A 25632-nucleotide genomic window follows, 5' to 3' on the forward strand; every position below is an offset into this window, starting at 1 on the left:
TTGCTCTTTAAGAAAAGAAATTAGATCTTCGATTACATTCCGGTTTAGTAATCACTATTTGGGGGAGGGGAGGAATTCCCTTTGTTCAAAACAAGGCTTTGAGGGTCATCCTGAACCATATTTGGCAGCATGCTTGCATAGGACTTGCCTCCTTTTTTATTTTGGCCTACAGCATTACCGCCCACAGCATCCTTGATCAATTTGGCACTACCGTCGGCTCCGATATAAAATCCGTATTCTGCACCATCTACAATCATAGTGGGAACAACAAAAATAGAATTTTGCCTAGGGTGCACTATTTTTTTTCCATCTGGAAAATCCGGTTTGTCAGGATAATTTGCGAAATAAAATCGAAAAGAACTTATTTCTACTCCAGCACTATCAGCTTCTTGTTCAGCAAAAGCGATATAAGTTTTTAGTTTATCATAGCTAAAGGAAGTAAATCGAGCCGGAATAAATTTTTCTTCCGATTCGCGTCCATCTTCAAATTGCTGAATCATGTCCACCCTGTTTTTGGTGTAGTTGTCGTACAAGGTCTTCGACTCTTCTAGGGAAATAATGCCCTCGGGTGGTGCAATAGGTTCTTTTTGAGTGGTTTTAACATCCTTTGTTTCGGTGGATTCTTCCTTTTTAGGACCTTGCTGGCAAGCTCCCAACATCAAAAATGTGGCCCCGAAAAGTGCAAGAAAGGCCTTTCTGTAATTTATCATAGTTAAGTGTTTATAGTTCGGTTTTTGGGGAAACTGAACTAAAGATATGCCTTTTCTATAAATTGACTCAACAAAAAGCCCTTCAAAAAACTTGAAGGGCTTTTAATACTATGATATAGAACCTTGTCGGATTTTACTCGTTCATAGTGAGTAAGAATTCCTCGTTGTTCTTGGTTTGCTTTATGCGTTGCTCCATAAACTCCATTGCCTCTACCGGGTTCATGTCCGCCAAGTATTTGCGTAAGATCCACATGCGCTGAATGGTATTTTCGTCCAACAACAAATCATCTCTTCGTGTGGAGGAAGAAATAAGGTCGATAGCAGGGAAGATTCTTCTGTTGGATATTCTTCTATCCAACTGAAGTTCCATGTTGCCCGTACCTTTGAATTCCTCAAAGATAACCTCGTCCATTTTGGAGCCTGTTTCCGTTAATGCCGTAGCGATAATGGAAAGTGAACCTCCATTTTCAATGTTACGCGCAGCACCAAAGAAACGTTTTGGCTTGTGCAGTGCGTTCGCATCCACACCACCACTCAATACTTTACCAGATGCTGGTTGTACGGTGTTGTAGGCGCGGGCCAAACGGGTAATGGAATCCAACAGGATCACTACATCATGACCGCACTCTACCAATCGTTTTGCTTTTTCCAATACAATATTGGCAACCCTTACGTGCTCGGTGGCTTCCTTGTCAAAAGTAGAAGCAACCACTTCGCCCCGTACATTGCGTTGCATATCGGTAACCTCCTCTGGACGTTCATCGATCAATAAAATGATTTGATACACCTCTGGGTGATTGGCCGCTATCGCATTGGCAATATCCTTCAACAACATGGTTTTACCCGTTTTGGGCTGGGATACGATCATACCCCTTTGTCCTTTCCCGATGGGGGAGAACAAATCCATGATTCTTGTGGAAATGGTGCTTTGCTTTTCCGCTAATTTGAATTTTTCCTTTGGGAACAAAGGGGTAAGATGTTCAAAAGCAACCCTGTCACGAACCACTTGTGGGTCGAGTCCGTTGATTTTGTTCACTTTGATCAACGGGAAATATTTCTCACCTTCTTTGGGAGGTCTAATGTTTCCCAAGATAGTGTCCCCGGATTTAAGACCAAACAGTCTTATCTGTGATTGGGAAACGTATATATCGTCGGGGGAAGAAAGATAGTTGTAATCGGAAGACCTAAGGAACCCGTATCCATCTTGCATAATATCCAACACACCTTCACTTTCAATAATGCTGTCGAACTCGTACTCAGGTTCTTTGTACCTGTTTCTCAAGTCCTTGTCAAAATTGCTGTTCTTTTTGTCGTGGTGGCTTTTGTTATGTTGGTTGTTTCTCCTGTTGTTTTGACTCTTTTGGGGGTTATTGCTGCCCTGTGACTTGTTGTCTTGAGGCTTGTTCTCCTTTTTTTGAGGTTTTCCCTGTGGTTTGGAGTCGTCTTTTTTGTCCCTTGGCTCTCTTTTCTGAGGCGCTTTTTCAGGTTTGTCCCCTGTGGTGTCTTTTTTGGCCTCAGTGGTTTTGGGGCGCGGAGCCCTTGTTTTTTTCGGTTTTGGAGCCGGTTTTTCTTCTTTGGTCGCAGCAACAGTTTCTGCAACAGCTTTAGGGTTGGAAGCCTGTACGTCCAATATTTGGTATACCAGGTCCAGTTTTTTCAATGATTTGAATTTGGGAACATTAAGATCCTTTGCAATCTCTTGCAACTCAGGAAGCTTTTTAGCTTTTAGATCTGAAATCTCGAACATTAAGTAATGGAATAAGTTAAACTTGTGATTCTAAAATTTGAAGTAAAGTTATCTTTGGATACTACTGGAGAAAGAATTCCGAGGTAGGCGCTTGATAATAACAAGACAATATTACAAATAATTTTTCAAGAATAAAGCCTTATTTATCAAAAAGACGCCTATTTTTGCCATTCGAAATCGATTTGAACAATGATTCAGCGGATACAAACGTTATATTTACTCATAGTAGGCCTTATTTCGGGAATACTTCCGTTCTTTCTGAATCTGTGGGTCGAAGTGGGCGGCAAAGAAGTGTTTGCCCAGGATGAAGTTATGTTAAGCCTCGTCTTTTATTTAATTACCGTATTGGCCGTGGTATCGATTGTGATGTACAAGAAACGACAAAATCAATTTGTGGTGAACAGATTGAATATGATATTGAACCTTTTTTTACTAGGATTTTTCGTTTATCGATCGCTAAGCTTATCCGGAGAAACTGTGGTTTCTGAGAAGGGTATTGGGATGCTGATTCCTGTATTTTCTATCGTTTTTCTGGTCCTGGCCAACAGGGCTATCAAAAAGGATGAAGATCTTGTAAAATCTGTTGATCGCTTGCGTTGAACCTAACATCTTAGTAGTATTAGTGCGAAAAAACCCTGGCTTCGGCCGGGGTTTTTATGTTTGTAAGGTCTACAGGTTGACTTTTTGATCAAAAGCTGAGATATGGAAACCTGCTTCCATAACTTTTTTATGGGAATCACTGTTTTTGTTCAAAAGTGCGTTGGTATGATTAAAATGGATGAAGTGAACTTTGGATTTTTCACTTTTGGGTAGGTTTTTGAACAAACTCATGCTTTCAATAACAAAAGGGTGGGGGATTTCGGAAATATTTCTTGAGTCGATCTCAGGACCATCAAAAAATGTGGCATCCAAAAAAGCAAAATCCACACTTTTTATTTCTTTCAAAATATCCTTTTCCCATTTGGACCATTTATCGATGTCGGGAATGAACAAAACCGATTTGTTCGGCCCAATGATCCGATAACCTACGGTTTCGGAATATTCATCTCGGTGCGGTACGGTGAAAGGAACAACTTTTATGTTTGGGGTAAGTTGAGCGGTCACCTCATTTTTTAAGGGTCGTATTTCCATGTTTTTCAATGAGACAAGCTGTTCCCAAGGTCCGTTGGACTCCAAGAACGCTTTCATTCGTGGCATTGCATATACAGGTACTTTGTTTCCTCCCAGGGCTTCCCTGCCCAAATACATCAAACCAGTGTAATGGCCAATATGAGCATGTGTGACAAAAATTCCGTCAGGGGTTTCCCTGTTACTACGGGCATGTTCCTTTAAGAGTTTCAGTTGGGAGGACATATCGGGAGTGGCCTCAAAAAGATAGCTTTTTTTATTTTTATGATCTACCAACCCCAAGGAAACTACTTTTCGGGTGGGGTCGGGATTGTTAAAGAGTTCTGCACAACACGATTTTTGACAACCTATGTGGGGACTGCCGCCATCTTGAACGGTTCCCAAAATATGAAGCGTGACCGCACTTTGTTCGGGTTGGGATGTGGAATCCTCATTTTTGGAGGACTTGGTCGAACAGCTTGCCAAGAAAATTGCCAGTATGATCAGATTGTATTTCATTCTTTATCTTTTTCCCAATTCAATAACCTCTAGATCCGTAATCTTTTCGCCATCAATTACAAAGCGCAGCATGGTCCGCATTTGATGAAAACCATGTTTTCCGCATGCCCCTGGATTCATGTGCAGCAGCCCAAGCTTTTTGTCGTGCATTACTTTTAGTATGTGGGAGTGCCCACAAATAAAAAGTTTGGGCGGATTGTTTCTGATTTCATCCCGAACACGAATGTTGTAGCGGTTGGGGTAGCCGCCAATATGGGTGATCCAAACATCGACCCCTTCGCACATAAACCTGTTGTTTTCCGGAAATTCTTTTTGAATCACATGGTCATCAATATTTCCATGCACCCCCCTTACAGGCTTAATGGCTTCCAGTTGATCGGTTACACTAAGACTGCCAATATCGCCCGCATGCCAAATCTCATCGGCTTGGGCCGCATACTTTAAAATGGTTTTGTCCATGTGCCCATGGGTATCGGAAAGCAGTAAAATCTTCGTCATTTCGCTAAAAATATGCTAAAAACTATCCGTTGGATTTGTGTTGGAAAGGATTGAATTATCTTTATCGACTTAAAAGTAAGGGATCCCGTTGAGATATTTTATCCAATTTTCTTATTTCGGTAAGGCATACCACGGATGGCAGAACCAACCCAACGCCATCACCGTGCAAGAGGTTTTGGAAAAGGCCTTGTCCACATTGCTCCGTGCAAAGGTCGAAGTTGTAGGTGCTGGAAGGACGGATTCAGGGGTACACGCCAAACAAATGTTCTGTCATTTTGATGTTGATGCCATTTCGGATATTGATGAGCTGGTGTACAGATTAAATGCCTTTTTGCCCGATGATATTGCCGTACAGGCAATTATTCCAGTTGCACAAGATGCCCATGCCCGTTTTGATGCGGTGGAACGTACGTACGAATATTGGTTGGTTAAGGAAAAGGACCCTTTTTTGTTTGATCATGCCCATTTTGTAAAACATCCTTTGGATGTGGATTCCATGAACAAAGCGGCTAAAATGTTGTTGGACTACACCGACTTTGAATGTTTTTCCAAATCCAATACCGATGTAAAAACATTTGATTGCGATGTCCGCGAGGCATTTTGGACCGTTGGTAAGGAGAAATGGGTGTTCACCATTACCGCCGACCGTTTTTTACGAAATATGGTCCGCGCGGTGGTAGGTACATTGTTGGATGTGGGCATGGGGAAAATGGCTCCAGAACGCATCCATCAAATTATTGCAAGTAAAGATAGGGGAGAGGCAGGCGTCTCCGTCCCCGCAAAAGGATTATATTTGACCAAGGTTTCATATCCAAAAGAAATTTTTGATGAGCAAAAAGGATGATGTAGGAAAAGCGTTTGATTTTAGACTGTTCAAGCGGGTTTTTTCACGTACCAGGCCCTATAGGGGGATTTTTTGGTTAGTGGCCATTGTGGCCATTTTGTCCGCAGGATTTGCCATCGGAATACCATTGTTGGTAAAAACCATCATCAATGAATCGTTGGAAAACAAGGATGCAGGTCAATTGCTCAACAATGTTTTATTCATGTTGGCCTTTCTGCTCGGTCAGGTAACCACGCAGTTATTGTTCAATTATTTTGCAAACCTATTGGGCGAGTCGGTGATCCGGGATATCCGGATCGACCTTTTTGAAAAGATGACCAGCTTTAAAATGACCTACTTCGACAACTCTTCTATAGGGGTGCTGGTGACAAGAGCGGTAGCGGATATGCAACGTATTGGCGAAATTTTCAGTCAGGGCTTTTTTATGATTGTGGCCGATGCCCTAAAAATGTTGTCCGCAGCCATAATTATGGTGGTTATCAACTGGAAATTGGCGCTGATTGTCTTTGCCATCCTCCCAGTTATTTTGATAGCTACGCGTCTCTTCCAGCAAGCCATGAAAGTGGCTTTCATCGAGGTAAGGGCACAAGTGTCCAATCTTAACTCTTTTGTACAGGAACGTATTGCCGGGATGAAGATCGTTCAACTGTTCAACCGCGAGGAGATCGAAAAGGAAAAGTTCCGTGTCATCAACGAAAAGCATCAGAACGCTTGGTTGAAGACGGTTTGGTACAACTCCATATTTTTCCCTGTGGCCGAAATTTCCAACTCCATTGGTATTGGTTTGGTGGTATATTTTGGGGTGATTCAAAACATTGAAAATGTTGGGATGGACAACAAAGGGGCTATTGTGGCCTTCTTTTTCTTGATGGATCTATTGTTCCGCCCGCTACGTCAAATCGCCGATAAGTTCAATACCCTTCAAATGGGAATGGTAGCTGCCAATCGAGTATTCAAAATTTTGGATACCGATAGCCATATTGATGATAAGGGTACCGTAGAGAAGAAAGATGTAAAGGGGGATATCGAGTTTAAGGATGTACACTTTGGCTATGTACCCGATGAAGAGGTGTTGCACGGTATATCGTTTAATGTAAAGGCTGGTGAAACCGTGGCCATTGTAGGTGCCACCGGAGCGGGAAAATCCACTATTATTAATTTGCTCAACCGATTCTACGAAATCAACTCTGGTAAAATCTTGGTGGACGATGTCTGCTTGGAAGATTACACCCTACGTTCGTTACGTTCACATATTGCCATAGTGTTGCAAGATGTTTTCTTGTTTGCCGATACCATTGCGCATAACATTTCCCTGCGGGATGAATCCATTACCGAGGAAGAGATAGAGGTTGCTGCCAAGCAAATTGGGGTGCATGAGTTTATTTCCAGTCTTCCGGGTGGTTACCAATACAATGTGAAGGAGCGTGGAACCATGTTATCCAGCGGCCAACGTCAATTAATTGCCTTCTTGCGCGCCTACGTAAGCAATCCAAGTATCCTGATTTTGGATGAGGCCACATCTTCTGTGGATACGTATTCCGAGCAATTGATCCAACAAGCCACGGACAAGATTACCGAAGGCAGGACTTCCATTATTATCGCTCACCGTTTGGCGACCATCAAAAAAGCGGATAAGATCATTGTGATGGATGCAGGCAAGATCATTGAAATTGGGACCCACAAAGAGCTTTTACAAAAAGGCGGCTACTACAACGATTTGTACAATGCCCAGTTCTTGGCGGAAGAAGTTGCCTAATTTGGTGGTTTAAAATCTTCAAGGTTTATGTTCCCAGTTAGATAACCGATCAGGAATATGAGTATGCCAATTCCTATCATAAGGATGATAAGCATCACCATATAGGCCAGTGCCCTAAGCAACGTACTTACCGGTTCTGTATGGTGGACCTTACTGAAGACATAGAACTGATAAAGTACCACAATCAGCAGGAAGATATAATTGAACAGGTCATAGCGAACATTAAAAAATCCGAAAATAAGAAGTCCTGATAATACTTGAACAAAGGATACTTGCCCGAAAATAAAGGCATTTGCCACCAAGTGTTCCGTGTAGTTCAGTTTTTTCTTGTCCAGGAACAGGAGCCATGTGAACATGGCGTAAATTGGTATGATCAGGTAAGACATCAGACCTTGGTAGTCAAAAACAAAATCCAGGTCGGGTGTTTTTTGGTTGTTCAGACTGTTTTGGGTGAGATGTATATGGTAAACATTTCTTAAAACATAAAACAGGATTCCGGAAAGCGTAACCCCAATGGCAAAAAAGCTGATCGGGTTCATATATCGTTTTCTGGCACCGCTGATATAACTATTGATTACTTCATCGGGTCGGGTAAATAAATGTTTTATTGTTTTAAACAGTGTGTTGTCGAGGTTGAAGATTTGAAAACTGATGTCTTCCCAGACATTCTTAAAGGTCAATCTATGGCGAATTACTTTTGCTCCACAAGTTGGGCAATAACTAAAATCTGTTCTCAGGTCGTTATCGCAATTCTTGCAGATCATTGCTCCAAATCCTTTTTGATTCGCTTTATCAATTCTTCCCTCGCTTTGAAGGGAACAAACTCACCGTTTTTAATATAGGATATAGAGCCCGTCTCCTCACTGACCACTAAACACAGTGCATCGGTTTTTTCTGTGATTCCCACGGCCGCCCTATGTCGCAACCCAAAACGAAGGGGGATGTTACGATCATTGGAAACGGGAAGGATTACCCGCGTTGCGGTAATAAAATTATCTTGGATCACAATGGCTCCGTCATGCAAGGGGCTATTCTTGAAAAAGATACTTTCCAAGATGGGTTGGGTCACCTTTATGTTCATGGCATCCCCTGTAGATTTTACAAAATCCATGGAATTGTTGCGCTCGATAACAATAAGGGCTCCCGTTTTTGAAGTTCCCATCCGTTCGCAAGCACCTACAATGGCCTCTACATCCGTTTTGGTGGAAATTGCCTCCTGTTTTAGAAATTTAAAATGCTTGAAAATATTACGTTTCGAAGCAAAATTGGTAGACCCGATCATTAACAAAAACTTTCGGATTTCCTGTTGGAACACAATGATGAGGGCAATAAGGCCAATGTTCATGAAACCACCGACCATGCTACTGATCATTTTCATCTGAAGCAATTCGGTAAGTTTCCATAGGGCCCAAACGATTACTATCCCGATAAAAATATTGATGGCAACGGTACCCTTGACCAATTTGTAAATATAATAGAGCAATGCGGCCACAAGGACAATGTCGATGACATCCGTAATCTTAAAGTCTAGAAAATTTAGAAAATCCAACCGCAGCGTTTTTGTAAAATTAGCAAAAATAGAAGAACCTCAAATTAGAGCGCATTCTCTTTTAAGGCCTCTACAAGTTTAACACATTCCACGGCTTCTTTTACATCATGCGCCCTAATAATATTTGCACCTTTTAAAAGAGCGATGGTGTGCAAGGCCGTGGTGCCGTTCAAGGCCTCTTTTGGTGATGATTCCAAAACTTTATAAACCATCGATTTTCGGCTCAAGCCTATTAAAATGGGCAAACCAAAGGTTTGGAAAATATCCAGGTGGTTGAGCAGCGTATAGTTTTGTGCCGTTGTCTTGGCGAATCCAAAGCCCGGATCTATAATGATATCGTTGATTTTTTTTGCCGTGGTCTCTTTTACTTTTTCAGAAAAGTAAAACCTGATATCATTGATCAAGTCGTCGTAAGTTGCTTCTTTTTGCATGGATTGCGGGGTACCTTTCATATGCATCATAATGTACGGCACTTGATATTCGGCAATGGTGTCAAACATCACTTGATCCAGATTTCCTGCTGCAATATCGTTGATGATGGCCGCGCCATGTTCAATACTTTCCGCAGCAACTTTACTTCGAAATGTATCTACGGAAATAATGGTATCCGGAAATTTTTTTAATATAAGTTCAATAACGGGAACCATCCGTTTCAACTCTTCTTCTTCCGGAACGTGCTCTGCACCAGGTCGGGAACTGTAGGCGCCCATATCTATAAAAGCAGCCCCATTTTTGAGCATATATTCAACTTGGTTGAGGATGGAAGCTTCGTCCTTGTACTTTCCACCATCGAAAAAAGAATCGGGTGTAAGGTTGAGTATACCCATTACCTTGGGGGTTTTTAGGTCTACAAGTTCACCTTTGCAGTTTATGGTCATAAAAAATATATGCTTTGTTGGGTTTCATTATCTTTGGCAAAGTGCTTGTGGGCACAGATAAGTTGGACGAAATTTACGCAAATTAGCAACAATACATGCAGCAGACTTCCCAACAATACGATGCGGTAATACAAACCTGTCGTGAATTGTTTTCAAAAAAGGCCAAGGATTATGGTACCGCTTGGCGAATCCTTAGGTTACCTTCCTTAACGGATCAGATTTTTATAAAGGCACAGCGGATTCGCGGTCTTCAACAAAACGATGTGCGCAAAGTGGACGAGGATGAGCGTTCCGAATTTATCGGAATCATCAACTATTCCATTATGGCTCTCATACAGATCAAAAAGGGAGTGGTGGAACAACCGGACCTTACCGCAGAAGAGGCCATTGCACTATATGATGAGGAAGTCGCTATCACCAAAAAATTGATGGAGGACAAAAACCATGATTATGGCGAAGCGTGGCGAGATATGCGGGTAAGTTCACTCACGGATTTGATTTTGCAAAAATTACTCCGGGTAAAACAGATTGAAGACAATCAAGGGACGACTTTGGTGAGCGAAGGCGTGGATGCAAACTATCAAGATATGGTTAATTATGCGGTTTTCGCATTGATTCATTTAAACGAAGAAGAATGAAATATTTGGTCTGGATATCAAGAATTATAGTAGGGGTGTTGTTCATTATCAGTGGACTGATCAAGTTGAATGACCCCATGGGTTTCTCCTTTAAATTGGAGGAATATTTTAGTCCAGGGGTATTGGATTTACCTTTTTTAACCCCATTGGCATTGAGCATCTCCATTTTTGTGGTCATTGTTGAGGTAATTTTGGGCGTTTTACTGCTGTTGGGCTTTAAACCCAAATTTACCGTGTGGAGTCTTTTGTTAATGATCGTCTTCTTTACATTCCTCACGTTCTATTCTGCCTATTTTAATAAAGTGACCGATTGTGGGTGCTTTGGTGATGCCATTAAACTAACGCCGTGGGAATCCTTTACCAAAGATGTAATTCTGCTGGTATTTATTTTGATCCTATTTTTCGGTAGAAAATATATTACACCCTTGTTCAACCCCAAGACCAATTGGATTGTTGGTGGAGTGGCTTTGTTGGCGTGTATTTTGTTCGCCAATCACGTATTGGCCCATTTACCTTCGGTGGATTTCAGGCCCTATAAAATCGGAGCAAACATTCAAGAAGGGATGTCCGTTCCCGAAGATGCCCCAAAACCCATTTATGAGTATGCATGGCGTTTTAAGGTGAACGGGGAGGATCAAATTTATGTTACTGATGGTGATTACCCCTCGGTGGATGGGGAGTTTGTCGATGTGGAAACCACAGAGATCCAAGCAGGATATGAGCCGCCGATTCATGATTTTACCATTGAGCAAGAAGGACAGGATTATGCTGGCGAACTACTAGAAGTGGATAAACTGGTGATGGTGATTGCATACGATATAGCAAAAAGTAACCTTGATGCCTTTGAGGGAGTTGCCGAGGTTACAGCAAAAGCTAAACAAAATGGCTATAAGGTCATTGGCATGTCCGCTTCGAGCAGCGATATGGTCAATCAGATAATCGATACCTATGGGCTTGATTTTAAATTCTTTTTTACAGATGAGACCACTTTGAAAACCATTGTGCGTTCCAATCCCGCTATTTTGGTGCTCAGCAAAGGAACTATTCAGCAAAAGGTCCATTACAACGATTTTGACGAACTTACTTTCTAATCATAACACTAAAGAAAAAACCAAAATAACATGAGAACAAAGATTGTAGCAGGAAACTGGAAAATGAACAAGAACCTTCAGGAAACAGAAGAGTTGTTGGCCGAGCTTTCCGCTAAACTACCCGATACCGATGCCGATGTAATTGTAGCGCCAACGTTTGTAAACCTTCAAGCCGCAAAGCAAGCACTTCAGGATTCCAAAATACAGGTTGCGGCCCAGAACATGCACTTTGCCGAAAGCGGAGCCTACACAGGTGAGATTTCTGCTGATATGCTGCTAAGCTTGGGTGTGGATGTTGTGATCTTAGGTCACTCCGAAAGACGTGCCTACTTTGGTGAAGACGATGAATTATTGGCCAAAAAGGTGAAAACCGCTATTGATAAGGATTTGAAGGTGATTTTCTGCTTTGGTGAAGAATTGGAAGATAGAAAATCCGATAACCACTTTGCCGTAGTGGAAAACCAATTAAAGAATGCCTTGTTCGACCTTGATGCCGGCGCTTGGAGTAAAATAGTACTTGCTTATGAACCTGTTTGGGCCATTGGTACCGGCGAAACTGCAAGTCCGGAGCAAGCCCAGGAAATGCATGCGTTCATCAGAAAAACCATTGCAGATGGATTCAATGCGTCCATAGCCGAGGATGTATCCATCCTATACGGAGGAAGTGTAAAACCTGCCAATGCAGCTGAAATATTTTCCAAACCTGATGTTGATGGAGGTTTGATCGGGGGTGCTTCATTAAAGGCGGAAGATTTCACGGATATCATCAAGGCGATTTAAAAAATGTCCTTGGTTTACCTCGAATACGATTTTAAAGTAAGTCCCCTCCAACCTGCAACCGATATTTTGATTGCGGAGTTGGGGGAATTGGGATTTGAAAGCTTTGTGGAAAACGAAACCGGTCTTTTGGCCTACATTCTCAAATCCGAATGGCAGGAAGATGTATTGGAGAAACTTTTTGTTACTCAGAATCCAAATTTTGAAATCAGTTGGACCAGCAAGGAAATTGAACAGCAGAATTGGAATGCCGAGTGGGAGAAAAACTTCCATCCGATAAAGGTGGGCGACCGTTGTATGGTGCGTGCGCCCTTTCATGAAGCTGATGAGGTGGAGTACGATATTGTGATAGAGCCCAAAATGAGTTTTGGAACGGGCCATCACGAAACTACGCATATGATGCTACAGCATATTCTGGATAATGATTTCGAAGGAAAATCGGTCCTGGATATGGGGTGCGGGACCGGCGTTTTGGCCATTTTGGCCAAAAAGAGAGGAGCTGCTGATACGGAAGCCATAGATATTGATGAATGGTGCTTTCTAAATACCCAGGAAAATGTGGAACGAAACGACTGTTCCGATATTAAAGCCTTTCAAGGTGACAGTAGTTTGCTCAAAGGCAAAAAGTTTGATGTTATTCTGGCCAATATCAACAGAAATATCTTATTGGAGGACATTCCTGTTTATGCAGATTGCCTTAATAAGGGAGGGACACTATTTTTAAGTGGCTTCTATTTGAGGGATTTAGATGCAATTTCTTCAAAATGTGGTGCCTACGGTTTGGAATTTGAAAAAAATCTGGAGAAGAATAACTGGGTTGCAGCAAAATATGTAAATTAGAAAGTAGTAAACTTCGTTAGCTATGGGTACTAGAGAAAAAGAGTTGGAAGATGTCCTTCTGGAGGAAGAAATCACTAATGAACATGAGATAGTTCTTTTTAATGACGATGTAAACACTTTTGATCACGTCATAGAAACCCTTATAAAAGTATGCGAGCACACCCCTGAACAGGCAGAACAATGTTCCTTGATCGTACATTACAAAGGAAAATGTACGGTAAAAACCGGGGAGTACTCTTTTCTAAAACCCAAATGCAGCAAGCTGTTACAGGCTGGCTTGAGCGCTGAGATTGTTTGAAGCCATCGTTGTGTATTTTGTTAATTTTAGAATAATTGAATTTTGAATGATACTTCAAAACAAAAAGTTGATGAATTCTTTACCCTGACTTAGAGTAGCTTACCGTCCCATTTCTTTACATTTAGCCACAATAATCAAAAAAACACTAACCACCCATTCTGAAAAATGAGTGAATTTTTTAAGGCTGAACTAAAAGATCGTTTTTTGGAATATGCTCTGGAGCGAAGTGACTATTTTGAAATCCAAACTCTTTACGACGAATTTTTGAGGCCCAATTACAGTCTGGAATACGTTCAGAAACTGGTTAAGGAAATCCAAACGTACGACCCGGATTTATTGGATGTAATGAGCGGCAATGGAATGGACATATTTATGTTGGCATCCACACCAAGTACAGAAGATTTTTTGAATGAGGGAGGGTTTATGAATCTTTATGTAAAAGAAGAGGAAAAATGGGATACGTTTTTGGGACAATTGTCCAATACCCCAAAACTCTCCAAGGATGAAAAGAGGCGCCTTAAAAAAAGCGCACCAACTTTGAAACGGGAAAAGACATTGCTTATTGGTTTAATTACGGCGGTGGCCATAAGTTTTTTGTTTACCGTGGTCAGTATTTTTAAAGAAACATTGTTTGAACCGGAATATGTTCCTGCCGATGAGTTTGAACGTAAAATGGACCAACTACGGGAGCAATATATTTTAGAGAACGAGAAACTTCAGCTAGAACTAAAGGAAACCCAGCGGATACTGGATTCTTTGGAAAACAAGAAGCTATAAAAAAAGCTGCAACCTTTAATTTGCAGCCTTTTTTGTTTGCGGAAAACGTAATGTTCGGCTAAGGCTTCATCCCTGGCTGAACTATTTTATAATTGGATTCAGCCTTGGCTTCCTCCACAATTTTCCTTACATCTTCCAATAGCTTTTTGGCATCATAAATAATACCATCCTTTATGGTGTACTTTACGCCCCCTACACGTTCAATGGTATTGTCTTCCTGTAGTTGAATTGCACCGGTACCGTAAAGGGATTTAAAGTTTTCCAACGGATTTTCCTCGGTAATTACAAAGTCCGCCAATTTCCCCACTTTAATGGTTCCAATTTCATCGTCCAATCCAAGGGCTTCAGCTCCGTTCAGGGTAGCTGCTTTGATTACTTCTAGCGGATGAAACCCTGCTTCGCGCATGAGTTCAAGCTCCCTGGGGTAAGCGAATCCGTATAGTTGATAAATAAACCCGGCGTCGGTACCAATGGTGACCCTTCCACCTCTGTTCTTGTACTCGTTCAAAAAGGTCATCCAAAGCCTATAATTTTCTTTCCAGTTTATTTCTTGTTCCGTTCCCCAATAATGCCAGTAAGAACCATGGGACTGTCTGCTGGGAGCATAAAACTCCCAAAGGGAGGGCAGTGTGTATTCTTCATGCCATTCGGCGCGTCTGGCTCTTTGCAGGTCCCTGTTGGCTTCGTATATGACCATGGTAGGGGAGATGGAAAAATCCAAGGAAATCAGTTCCTCCATAACTGCATTCCATTTATCGGAAAAAGGTTTTGCGGCTTGTGCCCACAGTTGACCGGCTTCACCAAAACGATCTTGTTCGTTTTGGTAATTGTAATCCAAAGAATAGTTCTGAACTGTTTTGTCATCGAACATGGCTTCGGGCAAACCGTACCAATGTTCCATGGAGGTTAGCCCAGCTCTTGCACTGTTCAGTACGTTCCATCTGCCTACGTACAACTGAGCGTGGTGTGTCTTGGATCGCAATCCCAATTTTTTGTTCTCGTCCAATGCGGCTGTCATCACTTCTGGCAGGCCTCCTCCAAATTTAATACCGTCGGCACCTTTTTTAGCGTTGGCACGTACCCATTCGCGGGCAGCTTCAGGAGTTGTGATGTCCGCACGGCGGCGCTCACCGTTCAAACTGTTTCCAAACCAATTGTATGCTTGAATTCTTGGGGCGGTAATTTCGTTTTTGGCACTTTTTTTCTTTTGGTCAAGTACCCAATCAATTCCGTTTCCTGATCCTGGATCGCAAATAGTGGTAATGCCGTGTCCCATCCATAATTTAAAAACATATTCCGCAGGAGTTCCTTGTGAGCTGCCACCGATGTGTGCGTGCGTATCCACAAATCCCGGCATTAAATACATTCCCTCGGCATTGAGCTCCTTTCCACCTGGTTTTAGTTGAGGTCTTCGGTCGGGGTTAATGTCCATTCCCGGGAAACCTACTACTTGCACCGATGCGATTCGGTTGTTCTCCACTACAATATCCACTGGGCCGATAGGTGGGGACAGTGTACCGTCAATAACCGTAACACCTCGAATGATCAATTGTGACCATGGGCCTTCGCCTTCCGCTCTAGGTGGGGCTTTTTCGATTTGGGCATTGGAATAGAATCCCAACACTAAACAGACAATGAATAAAGTTTTGGTTGTAAATGTCTTCATATGATTGGCTTAGTTGTTTTTTTTAATCAAATATAATTCTCGTGGCAATCTAACATTCTTATTGATGAAAATTTAATGTTTTTTGAATTTAGACTGAAAAGAATAAAGATTTAATGAGCTAATTTAAGCAACCTATTGAAATTTTGTTAAATTGACGTATGCTAATTCAACAAACCATTGACACTTTTTCTTAGACCTCATTCTTTTTTTTTGAAAAAAGGAAGTTTATTGACCATTTTTTTGATGGTACAATTGACGTTCTCACAAAATACATCCATTACTATTTCGGGTGATTCAAAAACACCTTCCGAATTCTTTGCCGAATTGGAGGACAAATCCAATTATACCTTTTTCTACCTCGATGATTGGATTGAAGATCTAGAGATAAAAGAAAACTTTGTGGATGCATCGATTTCCGAAATCCTTGATACAATTCTATCGGGCACAACATTGAACTTTTACCTATTGGAGGAGGAAAAACGCGTGTTTTTATTGCAGAATACAGTGGTTTATGATCAATTGCCCCCGAGCTTCTATCAACAAAATGATTCAATGGCCAGTGTCCAGATTGCCTCGGAAAGTAGGGGTAATCTTCCCCCGCCTACATTTTATAATGATGAAGTGTCTCAAACAGCACAAAAATTGCCTGTTGTGCGCATCGGTAGGGCCGATGAACAGAATTTAAAGTCAACCTATCAATTGTCGGGAAAGGTAATTAATGCCCAAACGGGTGCGCCAATTCCAGATTTGGCCATAAGGGTGCGAGGAAGCGGTCGTGTTGCGGTAACCAATGAGCAAGGGGAGTATGAGCTCGTTCTTCCAGCTGGCTATAATTTGATATCAACCAGTGCTATGGGGATTCGAGATTCGGAACGTGAAATTATAATGTACAACAATGGCACCTTGGACCTTCAACTGCAAGAGAGTTTGGAGCAATTGCAAGAGGTTGTGGTCGAGGCGGATGCCGTAAGCAATGTGGAAGATGCCGTTTCGGGGAGTGAAGAGATAAGTTCCGAGGAATCCAAGGATATTCCGTTGGTACTCGGTGAACGAAATATTTTAGAAGTGGCCAAAGCACTTCCAGGAATTTCTTCGGCAGGTGAAGGTGCTACAGGACTAAATGTACGTGGGGGTAAAACCGATCAAAACTTGGTGCTGTTGGACGATGCGGTTATTTACAATCCAACGCATTTCTTTGGAATTTTTCAAGCCTTGAACCCGTTTACCACAGAAAAAGTGAATATTTATAAAGGAGCACCTCCAGTGGAATTTGGCGGACGGCTTTCTTCAGTACTGGATATCGAGACCAAAAACGGGGATACGGAAAAAATTTCGGGTGAAGGTTCCATTGGTCCGGTCACAGGCAACTTGGCCTTGGAGTTTCCGATAAAAAAGGATACCTCTTCCTTAGTTGTAGGTGCCCGTGGAGCTTATGCCGATTGGATTTTAAAAGCATTGGATGAAGAGTCCTTGAACAATAGCGAGGCTTCCTTTTTTGATGGTATCATAAAATACCATCATAAGTTCAGCGAGAACAGTGAAATCAGGGGAACTGCCTATTACAGCAAGGATAATTTTAGTATAACCTCGGACTCGCTTTACAATTACAGTAACAGATTGGGTTCTGTTCGGTGGGCCCACAAGCTTAACGAGAAAAGTACCGGAGTGCTTACGGCAAGCAACAGTAACTATAATTTTGGTATTGATTATGAAGGTGAGGGCAACAGTAATTTCGAATTGGATTACACCATAAATGAATCGGAGTTGCGCTATAAATTGAACACTCGATTAAATGAGACGCACACTCTGGATTATGGTCTATCGGCAAAATATTACGGAGTGGAACCGGGAAATGTTGAGCCTAAAGGTCCCAACTCCAACGTGGAACGCATTTCCATTGATAAAGAACAGGCGTTGGAGGGTGCCCTCTTTATAGGTGATGAATTTAAGGTATCGGAAAAGTTGCTTTTAAATGTTGGGGCACGATATGCTTTTTATGCGGCCATGGGAGAGGCAACACAAAATACCTACCAAGAAGGTGCACCACGGAGTGAATCCACCGTTCAAGATACTATAAGTTACGACAGCGGTGAGTTTATTAAAACATATGGTGGTCCAGAAGCCAGGGTATCGGCAAGGTATTTGTTCACCCCCGATTTCTCGGTCAAAGCCAGCTTCAACAACTCATATCAATTTATCCACACGCTCTCCAATAATACCACGGTGTCCCCCATAGATACCTGGAAATTATCGGATTTGAACATTAAGCCCCAAAAAGGATATCAGGCCACTTTTGGTTTTTTCAAAAATCTCAATGACAATATGTATGAGTTGAGTTTGGAAGGGTACTATAAACAAATGGATGATGTACTTGATTTTAAAACAGGGGCGGACCTTTTGCTCAATGAAAATGTGGAGACCGAAGTGCTCCAAGGAGAAGGTAAAGCCTATGGCGTTGAATTCTTATTGAAGAAGAACAGGGGCGACTTCAACGGCTGGTTGAGCTATACCTATTCTCGTTCTAAGTATAGATTTGATGGCGATACCAGTGAGGAACGTATCAATAACGGGGAGTTTTTTCCATCTAATTTTGATAAGCCCCATGACCTAAGTGTTATTGCGAATTACAAGTTTACAAGACGATATAGTGTGTCCATGAACTTTGTTTATCAGACGGGAAGGCCCATTACCTATCCCGTGGGGACCTTTAGGTTCAATAATGCGGATTATGTAACCTTCAGTGACCGGAACAAATTCAGGATACCCGACTACTATCGATTGGATTTAGGAATCAATATCGAAGGGAACCACAAAAAGAACAAACTAGCGCATAGTTTTATCACCATTCAGGTGTACAATGTGTTGGGCAGGAACAACCCATATTCTGTCTTTTTTGTAACGGAAGATGGTGAAGTTAAAGCATTGCAAAGCTCGATATTTGGAGTTCCAATTCCTTCCATAACCTATAATTTCAAGTTTTGATGAATTGTAAAGGAGGCTTATATCGAATAATTTTGGCTATCATGCTCCTTACATTACTTGGAGCATGTCTGGATGAATTGGAAATAGAAACACTCAACCAAGATGAGCAATCCGCTGCCTTGGTTGTGGAGGCCGTTCTTACAGATGAGATGATTACCCAGAAGGTATATTTAAGCCGAAGTAGTTTTCGCTTGGATCTGGAGACCGATACCGTTTATAACCCGTTTATCCCTTTGGGAAGCCGTACCCTTGATTCTGTGGATATGGAAGGAGGGGCCACCGTACGTGTGCTGGGAGACGATGGTGCCGAGTATCAATTTACGGAAGGTGACGAGGGCGTCTATCTTTCCAATCAACCATTTGCTTTGGAAATGGGTGTTGGGTATACCTTGGATATTACAACAAGAAATGGTGTGGAATACATATCGGACCCATTAACTGTTCAGGGAAATTCTCAATTGACCAACATCTACGCCGAAAAGGCTGTTAATGATAATGGAGAGGAAGGAGTGGCCATTTATGTGGATAGCCAACCAATGGAGGGGGAAAGTCAATTTTTTAAGTATGTTTATGAGGAAACTTATAAAATAATACCGCCGTTTACCAGTGATTTTGAGTTCGTTTTAACTGATTATGACCCTTGTGCCCTTCCAGAACCCACCTATAATTTGGAAGTGGTCGAAAAAACCGGGGAAAGCGTATGTTTTAATACCGTTGCATCCGATCAAATAGTGCAGGGAAGTGCATTGGGTGTATCAAACTCCAATGTAAGCAGGCAAATGGTGCGGTTCATAGGGAAGGACAATTTTATTATTTCCCATCGATATAGCATTCTGGTGCAGCAGCAAGTACAGTCGGCCGATGCCTATTCTTTTTATGAGACCCTAAATAGTTTTTCCCAGTCCGGTGATATATTTTCCCAGATTCAACCAGGGGCATTGTACGCCAATGTGCAAAGAAAAGATGGAAGTGCAGAAAATGTTTTGGGTTATGTGGAAGCCGTAGGGGTGTCGGACCAAAGGCTCTTTTTTAATTACGAGGATTTTTTCCCTGATGAGGAATTGCCCCCTTTTCCTTTTAACTGTAATTTATCAAGTCCACCAGAATCTCATATATCGTATTGTTTTTCAGGACCAACAGGGCCTAATCCATGTCCTATTTCAATAATTGAGAGTGTGGACCAAGGTATTATAAGTTTTTATGCATATTACACTGAGGGATCGGTCCCTACCGCCACCTGTCCGGGTCCTTATATTGTGGTCCCTAGAATTTGTGGTGATTGTCTTTTGGGACAAAAAGAGGTGCCGGATTTTTGGATAGAAGGATGAGTTACAGAACATACATATATGGTTTGGTACTTATTTTCTCTGTATATGCCTGTGTAGAGCCTTTTGATGCAACTTCGGACATATTTTCCGACACCAGCATGGTTGGAACTTTGGTGGTAGAGGCCAATATAACAGATGTAGCGGCTGTTCAGAAAGTATTCTTAAGTCGAATGCAGCGCGTGGAAAATGATAGTACTGTGAACGTGGAAGAGCAAAGTCTATTTAATGTGCACACGCCCATTATAATTGAACGCGGACTTGAACCTGAATTTGAAAATGGAGCAAACGTTGAAATTAGAACGGATAATGGCACGGTGTATCCATTTGAAGAAACCGAAGATGGAACATACGAGTCCATAACTCCATTCAGGGCCATGCCAAATAGCTCGTACCAATTGTATGTGTCCACTGCAAATGGGGAAGAATATACTTCTGAACCCATGATGCTTCCCCAAACTTCGAATATTGATAATATATATGCCGAAAGAATGACCAGTGATACAGGGGTTGATGGTGTTGGTATTTTTGTGGATGCTTCCTTTTCGACCGATGGAAGTAAATTGTTCAGATATGCCTACGAAGAGACCTATAAGATTATAGCGCCTTATTGGACTCCATATGAATTCGAAATTATACGTGACCAAACTGAATTCGTTTATGATGATTTGGGGAATGTAGTGGAAACTTTATATCCAGATGTGCAATTGGTTCCTAGGGCAAGGGAAGAGGGTGTGTGCTATAGGACGGATTTTTCTACCGGAGAAGTTTTGTTGAATGGGAACGTGCTTAACGGAAATAGGGCAGAAAGGACCATGGTACGTTTTATAGCCACTGACAATCCCATCATATCCCATAGGTACAGTATATTGGTCAAACAGAGAGGCGTTTCCAGAGCGGCATTCGATTTTTATGAGAAGCTGGTAGCATTTTCTCAGAGCCAATCACTATTTAGCCAGGTGCAGCCTGGTAGCTTGGAGGGAAACGTGTACCATATTGATGGCGATGCCCCTGTTATTGGTTTTTTTGATGTGAGTTCGGAGGTAAGTCAACGTCTGTATTTCAATTTTGAGGATTTGTTTCCTGATGAACCACTTCCGCCATATTTTGGAACCATCAATTGTGAAAATCCAATTGCCCCAATTCTTGGTAATCCTGAAAGGGATGGACCTACCCCTCCAGAAGACCAATGCTCAAGTGGTTTAATAGGTCGAGTAAAACAAGGATTAGTGGAATTCTACCTCGATAATGATGATCCACCTGGCGAATGTGAAGGGCCTTATTTGGTGGTCCCTGCGATATGTGCTGATTGCAATGTGGTAGGGTCAAACGTAAAACCCGATTTCTGGATCGATTAAAAACACAGCTTATGAAAAAACAATGGACAGTATTTTTGATTCTCGCAGCTTTGGCCTTTCCGATCCAAGCTCAATATGTAATAAGCAGTGTGAACGAGTTGCAAAACTTGAAAAGTCTACCGCAGGAAAAAGTCTATGTACACCATACCGGTCCCATTGTGTTCACGGGAGAGTATTTGCACTATTCCTTTTATTGTTTCAATGCACAGAACAATCGGGCCAGTACAATTAGTTTTGTGGGGTATGTGGCCTTGGTCAACCAACAAGGAGAGTATGTAATGGAACAAAAAATCCGTTTGGAAAGGGGTAAATCCCAAGGGGATTTTTTCATCAATACCGATGTGCCCTCTGGAAACTACAAATTGCTTGGGTATACCCAGTGGATGAAAAACAATGGGTTGGAGCAAGTGTTCAAGGATGATTTGGTGATTATCAATCCATACCAAGTGGATCAGTCCCAACTTTTGCCCGATACCTCGGGTGAGATAACTGCCGATAACCCCCGGTCTTTTAGTCGACCAGTTGACTCGTCGGTTGTACAAATAAAAATATCCGATACGAATTTTGGAACTCGTGAAAAGGTAAATTTCACCCTAAAAAATTATAAGGCACAATTGGGGCAGGGGAGTTACACCTTAAAAATCCAAAAGAAAGATGAAATGGCCGTACAACCTCCTAAAAACGCCATAAGCTATGCCAATGATTATTTGGATGTAAAAGGAGAGTTGAACAAAACAGTGGGCGATAGCCTCTTTTTGCCAGAACAACGGGGCGAACTTTTATTTGGTAAAGTTACGGATGATACTGGAAATCCGGCGTCTGATACTAAAATGGTGATATCCATTCCAGGTGAGGAATTTCTTTTAAAATTTGCCACTACCGACAATAATGGGAATTTTTATACCTATCTGAGACAAGATTACAAACAACCAAGGGCTATTATGCAGATAGCGGAAAATGACCCGGACGTTGAAGTGTCACTCGGCTCATTGCCAAACCTTGATGCTACTGGATTGAACTTTGGTCAATTTTATTTAAAGCCACAATACTCGGATGAAATAGAGTCGCGTAGCGTTTATAATCAGTTGGAGAACCAGTTTTTCTCTGTAAAACCCGATTCCATTCTTTTAGGAACGCCTATCGATCCTTTTAATGGTGGGATTCCGGAAACCATAAATTTGGATGATTTTACACGTTTTCCCACTTTTCAGGAAACTCTTGTGGAAGTATTCAATTACGCGGGCTATCGGAACAATCCGAATGGTAGCGATTATATACGAATTGCTCAGGATTTTGAGACATACAATGAGCAGGCCAATGATTTTCCAGCAATTGTATTGTTTGATGGTGTATATATTCCGGACCACGAAAAAATAAAGGACTTTGATGCCAAAAAAATTGAGTCCATTAGTTTGGTAAGGGACCAGTTTAGACTAGCTGGCAAGGATTATCAGGGAATGATGGTGGTGAAAACAATTGAAGGGGATTATTTTGAAAACTATGCTCCCGAAAATGGAATCAATGTGCCTTTAGAAAAGGCTGTTTCGAAAAAAAATTATTTTAAACAGCGTTACGTAGAGGGAAACAGCAAACAATCTAGAATTCCTGATTACCGAAGAATTCTATTCTGGGAACCTCACGTTGAGGTTGGTAATACCGATTTGCAATTTGAATTTTATACTTCAGACCTTACTGGGGAATTTGAAGTGGTTTTGGATGGATTTACCACTTATGGTAAACCGATTACGGTCTATAAGACCATTGTTGTGGGAGAAGATAGCCAATAATTGTATTTTTACTGATAGCAATTCTGCTAGAATTAATTCCATACTACAATGAAAACACTCCGAGCATTTATTATCCTGAGCGTATTTACAACTTTGACCATGTCCAGTATTTATGGACAACGTAAGCTCGATGAACAAACCGTTGCCGATTTACAAAAGACGAACCAATATGCAATTGGGGTCAGTGATGAGCGCTTTTTTAAGGGAGCCTTGAATATGTATGATTTTCTATTGGAGAACGGAGTGGAAATTAAGGATTACGAAGTGGTCGTTAAAGGAAAGGTAGTGGCCGATTTGGTAAAAGGTTCTGAACTGGAAACCTTTTTTCAAAAATATAAGGGCAAAGTGCGTATAAGTATTTGCAGTGTGGCCATGGGAAAATTAAATGTTTCGGAAGAGGATCTGATCGATGGAATGGAGCCCATACCGACCTGGTCTGTTCGAATATTACAACTACAGGCCAAAGGATATAACACTTTGACTTATTAATAGGTCCCAATTAACGAAAGCATATCAATAAACCTTGCAATGACCACTGCAAGGTTTTCTTTTACAGAAAGCTATAAACAAATGAACTTAAACCAAGTTAACGTTCCATCTTTGGATTTGGAAAAATCAATCCCATTCTATGAAAAATTGGGTTTGACATTGATCGTTAAATCATTGCCCCATTATGCGAGATTTGAGTGTCCTGATGGTGGTTCTACTTTTTCGATTCATCTAACGGATAAACTGCCAAAAGGCGAAGGTATTTATGTGTACTTTGAATGCGATGATCTGGACGAGCGAGTTGAAAAACTCAAGAAAGAAGGGGTTCAATTTGATCAAGATCCAGTGGATCAAAAATGGTTGTGGCGAGAGGCTCGGCTGAAAGACCTTGATGGAAACCAGCTCATCCTGTTTTATGCCGGTGAAAATAGGTTGAACCCACCTTGGAGAATCAATGATGCGGATTAGTTTGGATACAAACAAATAATTTATCGACCTTTTCTTTGAAAATAGATGTTCATGGACTATAGGTAATCAATAAAGATTTCTATTATCCAATTCCTGAAGCACAATGTCTTGAAGGGTATTTAATTCTGAATTATAATTAGTGTTTTCCCCTTCTTCGATTTTAAGCTCAGAAAGCACTTCAAAAGTAAAGTTTTCCTCTCCGTACCTATTCCAGTCCGCTTGGAGGTCCTTGTTTCTGTGGTTACCAAATTTCAGTTCCATTTTATGTCTGTTCCATTTGGATTCCATGTCTGGGCTGTTATCGATAAAAACCCTGTTATTCGAAATATTTTTAATTTGGAAAACCCCCATAGGAAATTTCATTTGTTTGTATTGGTCCTTCAGTTCTTTTCTGGTCATCATGTTATAAAAATCCTAATTGTTCCATTACTGTTTTCCGGTCAAAAATTTGTGTGTGGCCGCTGATTAAATTGTCCTTAAAATGATATATGGTCATCCCTTTTGTTTCGATTGATTTATTCGTAGGTGGAATTTCTCCTATGTTACCAAGGTTGGTGCCCGTCAATATCCAAGTGGCTGCAACATAATGCTCGTCCTCGATTGTTGAAGTTATTTCAAAGTTCATGTCGGGAAATGGGCCAAACGATGCTGATTCCATTCTGTGTATAAATTCGGAATGTGATAGTGTTTTTCCCTCCCATGGGTCGGTTGGGTCTAGATGGATAGTGTATTGTTCATGAATATAGTTTTCAACATTATCTAGATGCTTTTTATTCCAAATCTCATCCATAAACTCTCTTAAAAAAAGGGCTTTGTTCATTGTTCTTTGATTGATTTGCTTTTAAATGCAGCGGTTCTTTTTATTTGGTTTTCAAGGTTCCATTCCAAAGGAAACCTTCGGTTTTGTAAATACTCATCCATTGGCTCCAGTCCGATTTCAGCTCTTCTTTGATCTACGTTTTCTGGGTCGGCGATGGGCCAAACATCAAAGGTGTTGGTTTCGGGATAATATTTGATTTGCCCCCCATAAATTTGTAGCTCCCCTCGGTCGGTTGCGATCCTGTCTTCCGTTCTTGCCAATAACCAAGGACTTAATTGCTTGTTTTTGGTGGCTTGGTGCATTAACGGAAGATACTTTAGGCGTATTTCGGGACTACTGTGCTGCAGTACATTGCAGATGGTCAGGTTGCCCTGCTCCCCGATTACTTCTAGTTTTGGCCAGCCATCTTTCAAGATTTCAGCTATTTTTCCCTCGTTGACCTTATGGTTCTTTTTATACTTGGCCTGATATTTTTTATACTCTTCTGATTCGTCACCATATTTATGGAAAGCCGAATCCCGTTTTCTAATTGGTGTTTGTTCCATTTCCCAAATGGTATCCAATACAGCAACTACATCAATCCTTTGAGGTGTTGCTGCCTCATCTTGCTTTTTTGGATCCTTTTTTCCGACACAACCCATTATTGTAATCACACAAAATAAAAGTGCTGGCTTACATCTTATCATTGTAGATTTTGCGAATTTGTAT

26 protein-coding genes are annotated in these 25632 nt (G+C 41.4%); 15 read left to right on the forward strand and 11 right to left on the reverse strand.

Translation table 11 applies throughout. From position 1 onward, the window contains the following. Window positions 1–44: 44 nt before the first annotated feature. Together J0X13_RS01325 and rho are read right to left on the reverse strand one after the other, a co-directional pair. A complete protein-coding gene (locus J0X13_RS01325; protein ID WP_207069689.1) occupies window positions 45–710 on the reverse strand; it encodes a hypothetical protein in 666 nt (221 codons plus the stop codon). A 133-nt stretch (window positions 711–843) separates the two neighbouring features. After that, a complete protein-coding gene (rho, locus tag J0X13_RS01330) occupies window positions 844–2457 on the reverse strand; it encodes a transcription termination factor Rho (RefSeq protein ID WP_207069690.1) in 1614 nt (537 codons plus the stop codon). A gap of 189 nt (window positions 2458–2646) precedes the next feature. Between rho and J0X13_RS01335 the strand changes: the two genes are divergently transcribed. Then, window positions 2647–3057 carry a DUF4293 domain-containing protein gene (locus J0X13_RS01335; RefSeq protein ID WP_207069691.1) on the forward strand — a complete coding sequence of 137 codons (411 nt, stop codon included), beginning with the start codon at window positions 2647–2649 and terminating at the stop codon, window positions 3055–3057. Between the two features lie 69 nt (window positions 3058–3126). Here the strand turns inward: J0X13_RS01335 and J0X13_RS01340 are convergent, their stop codons facing one another. Both J0X13_RS01340 and J0X13_RS01345 read right to left on the reverse strand, forming a co-directional pair. Beyond that, complete coding sequence (locus tag J0X13_RS01340; RefSeq protein WP_207069692.1) at window positions 3127–4083, reverse strand: MBL fold metallo-hydrolase; 957 nt, start codon at window positions 4081–4083, stop codon at window positions 3127–3129. 3 nt (window positions 4084–4086) lie between these two features. Continuing rightward, window positions 4087–4581 carry a metallophosphoesterase family protein gene (locus tag J0X13_RS01345; protein ID WP_207030513.1) on the reverse strand — a complete coding sequence of 165 codons (495 nt, stop codon included), beginning with the start codon at window positions 4579–4581 and terminating at the stop codon, window positions 4087–4089. 88 nt (window positions 4582–4669) lie between these two features. Here J0X13_RS01345 and truA point away from each other — a divergent pair, with 88 nt between their 5' ends. After that, entirely contained in the window at window positions 4670–5425 is a 756-nt protein-coding gene (gene truA, locus J0X13_RS01350; protein WP_207069693.1) for a tRNA pseudouridine(38-40) synthase TruA, read from the forward strand. Then, window positions 5409–7181: an ABC transporter ATP-binding protein gene (locus J0X13_RS01355; protein WP_207069694.1), complete on the forward strand. Its 1773-nt coding sequence runs from the start codon at window positions 5409–5411 to the stop codon at window positions 7179–7181. The genes truA and J0X13_RS01355 overlap by 17 nt, the downstream gene beginning before the upstream one ends. On the opposite strand, the gene J0X13_RS01360 is transcribed toward J0X13_RS01355, so the two are convergent. The 3 genes from J0X13_RS01360 to folP are packed head-to-tail and all read right to left on the reverse strand — an operon-like array spanning window position 7178 to window position 9608. Beyond that, on the reverse strand, window positions 7178–7945 hold the full coding sequence (locus tag J0X13_RS01360; protein WP_207069695.1) for a DUF3667 domain-containing protein: 768 nt from the start codon (window positions 7943–7945) through the stop codon (window positions 7178–7180). The two genes, J0X13_RS01355 and J0X13_RS01360, sit on opposite strands and share 4 nt — an antisense overlap. After that, window positions 7942–8730, reverse strand: a complete 789-nt coding sequence (gene cdaA, locus J0X13_RS01365) for a diadenylate cyclase CdaA (protein ID WP_207030517.1) — start codon at window positions 8728–8730, stop codon at window positions 7942–7944. The genes J0X13_RS01360 and cdaA overlap by 4 nt, the downstream gene beginning before the upstream one ends. Before the next feature lie 44 nt (window positions 8731–8774). Further along, window positions 8775–9608 carry a dihydropteroate synthase gene (folP, locus tag J0X13_RS01370; RefSeq protein WP_207069696.1) on the reverse strand — a complete coding sequence of 278 codons (834 nt, stop codon included), beginning with the start codon at window positions 9606–9608 and terminating at the stop codon, window positions 8775–8777. A 95-nt stretch (window positions 9609–9703) separates the two neighbouring features. Between folP and J0X13_RS01375 the strand changes: the two genes are divergently transcribed. The 6 genes from J0X13_RS01375 (at window position 9704) to J0X13_RS01400 (ending at window position 14029) form a co-directional block, all read left to right on the forward strand. Continuing rightward, window positions 9704–10246 (forward strand): DUF1599 domain-containing protein, encoded by a 543-nt coding sequence (locus J0X13_RS01375; RefSeq protein WP_207030519.1) that lies wholly within the window; start codon window positions 9704–9706, stop codon window positions 10244–10246. After that, entirely contained in the window at window positions 10243–11337 is a 1095-nt protein-coding gene (locus J0X13_RS01380) for a BT_3928 family protein (RefSeq protein ID WP_207069697.1), read from the forward strand. Before J0X13_RS01375 ends, J0X13_RS01380 begins: the two co-directional genes overlap by 4 nt. A 30-nt stretch (window positions 11338–11367) precedes the next feature. Then, the gene (tpiA, locus tag J0X13_RS01385) at window positions 11368–12117 is read left to right on the forward strand and encodes a triose-phosphate isomerase (RefSeq protein WP_207069698.1); all 750 of its coding nucleotides are present in this window, start codon (window positions 11368–11370) and stop codon (window positions 12115–12117) included. 3 nt (window positions 12118–12120) lie between these two features. After that, a complete protein-coding gene (gene prmA / locus J0X13_RS01390; RefSeq protein WP_207069699.1) occupies window positions 12121–12954 on the forward strand; it encodes a 50S ribosomal protein L11 methyltransferase in 834 nt (277 codons plus the stop codon). A 22-nt stretch (window positions 12955–12976) separates the two neighbouring features. Beyond that, window positions 12977–13252, forward strand: coding sequence for an ATP-dependent Clp protease adaptor ClpS (locus tag J0X13_RS01395; RefSeq protein WP_207030523.1), 276 nt, complete (start codon window positions 12977–12979; stop codon window positions 13250–13252). Between the two features lie 165 nt (window positions 13253–13417). Further along, the gene (locus tag J0X13_RS01400) at window positions 13418–14029 is read left to right on the forward strand and encodes a hypothetical protein (RefSeq protein WP_207069700.1); all 612 of its coding nucleotides are present in this window, start codon (window positions 13418–13420) and stop codon (window positions 14027–14029) included. Window positions 14030–14087: 58 nt separating this feature from the next. Here the strand turns inward: J0X13_RS01400 and J0X13_RS01405 are convergent, their stop codons facing one another. Beyond that, window positions 14088–15695, reverse strand: coding sequence for an amidohydrolase family protein (locus J0X13_RS01405; protein ID WP_207069701.1), 1608 nt, complete (start codon window positions 15693–15695; stop codon window positions 14088–14090). 210 nt (window positions 15696–15905) lie between these two features. On the opposite strand from J0X13_RS01405, the gene J0X13_RS01410 reads away from it, so the two are divergent. The 6 genes from J0X13_RS01410 (at window position 15906) to J0X13_RS01435 (ending at window position 24104) form a co-directional block, all read left to right on the forward strand. Next, window positions 15906–18677 carry a TonB-dependent receptor gene (locus tag J0X13_RS01410; RefSeq protein WP_242535588.1) on the forward strand — a complete coding sequence of 924 codons (2772 nt, stop codon included), beginning with the start codon at window positions 15906–15908 and terminating at the stop codon, window positions 18675–18677. Window positions 18678–18718: 41 nt separating this feature from the next. Further along, on the forward strand, window positions 18719–20005 hold the full coding sequence (locus J0X13_RS01415) for a DUF4249 domain-containing protein (protein WP_242535589.1): 1287 nt from the start codon (window positions 18719–18721) through the stop codon (window positions 20003–20005). Then, window positions 19990–21360 (forward strand): DUF4249 domain-containing protein, encoded by a 1371-nt coding sequence (locus J0X13_RS01420; protein ID WP_207069704.1) that lies wholly within the window; start codon window positions 19990–19992, stop codon window positions 21358–21360. Before J0X13_RS01415 ends, J0X13_RS01420 begins: the two co-directional genes overlap by 16 nt. A gap of 11 nt (window positions 21361–21371) precedes the next feature. Further along, complete coding sequence (locus tag J0X13_RS01425) at window positions 21372–23147, forward strand: hypothetical protein (RefSeq protein ID WP_207069705.1); 1776 nt, start codon at window positions 21372–21374, stop codon at window positions 23145–23147. 48 nt (window positions 23148–23195) lie between these two features. Continuing rightward, the gene (locus J0X13_RS01430) at window positions 23196–23636 is read left to right on the forward strand and encodes a hypothetical protein (RefSeq protein WP_207069706.1); all 441 of its coding nucleotides are present in this window, start codon (window positions 23196–23198) and stop codon (window positions 23634–23636) included. Window positions 23637–23717: 81 nt separating this feature from the next. After that, entirely contained in the window at window positions 23718–24104 is a 387-nt protein-coding gene (locus J0X13_RS01435) for a VOC family protein (protein WP_207069707.1), read from the forward strand. Window positions 24105–24170: 66 nt separating this feature from the next. On the opposite strand, the gene J0X13_RS01440 is transcribed toward J0X13_RS01435, so the two are convergent. The 3 genes from J0X13_RS01440 to J0X13_RS01450 are packed head-to-tail and all read right to left on the reverse strand — an operon-like array spanning window position 24171 to window position 25610. Beyond that, window positions 24171–24506, reverse strand: coding sequence for a GIY-YIG nuclease family protein (locus J0X13_RS01440; RefSeq protein ID WP_207069708.1), 336 nt, complete (start codon window positions 24504–24506; stop codon window positions 24171–24173). Between the two features lies 1 nt (window position 24507). After that, complete coding sequence (locus J0X13_RS01445; RefSeq protein WP_207069709.1) at window positions 24508–24924, reverse strand: ester cyclase; 417 nt, start codon at window positions 24922–24924, stop codon at window positions 24508–24510. After that, complete coding sequence (locus tag J0X13_RS01450; RefSeq protein WP_242535590.1) at window positions 24921–25610, reverse strand: DUF6624 domain-containing protein; 690 nt, start codon at window positions 25608–25610, stop codon at window positions 24921–24923. The genes J0X13_RS01445 and J0X13_RS01450 overlap by 4 nt, the downstream gene beginning before the upstream one ends. Between the last annotated feature and the right edge of the window lie 22 nt (window positions 25611–25632).

Source organism: [Muricauda] lutisoli (nom. illeg.) (assembly GCF_017313105.1).
Lineage (GTDB): Bacteria > Bacteroidota > Bacteroidia > Flavobacteriales > Flavobacteriaceae > Flagellimonas > Flagellimonas lutisoli.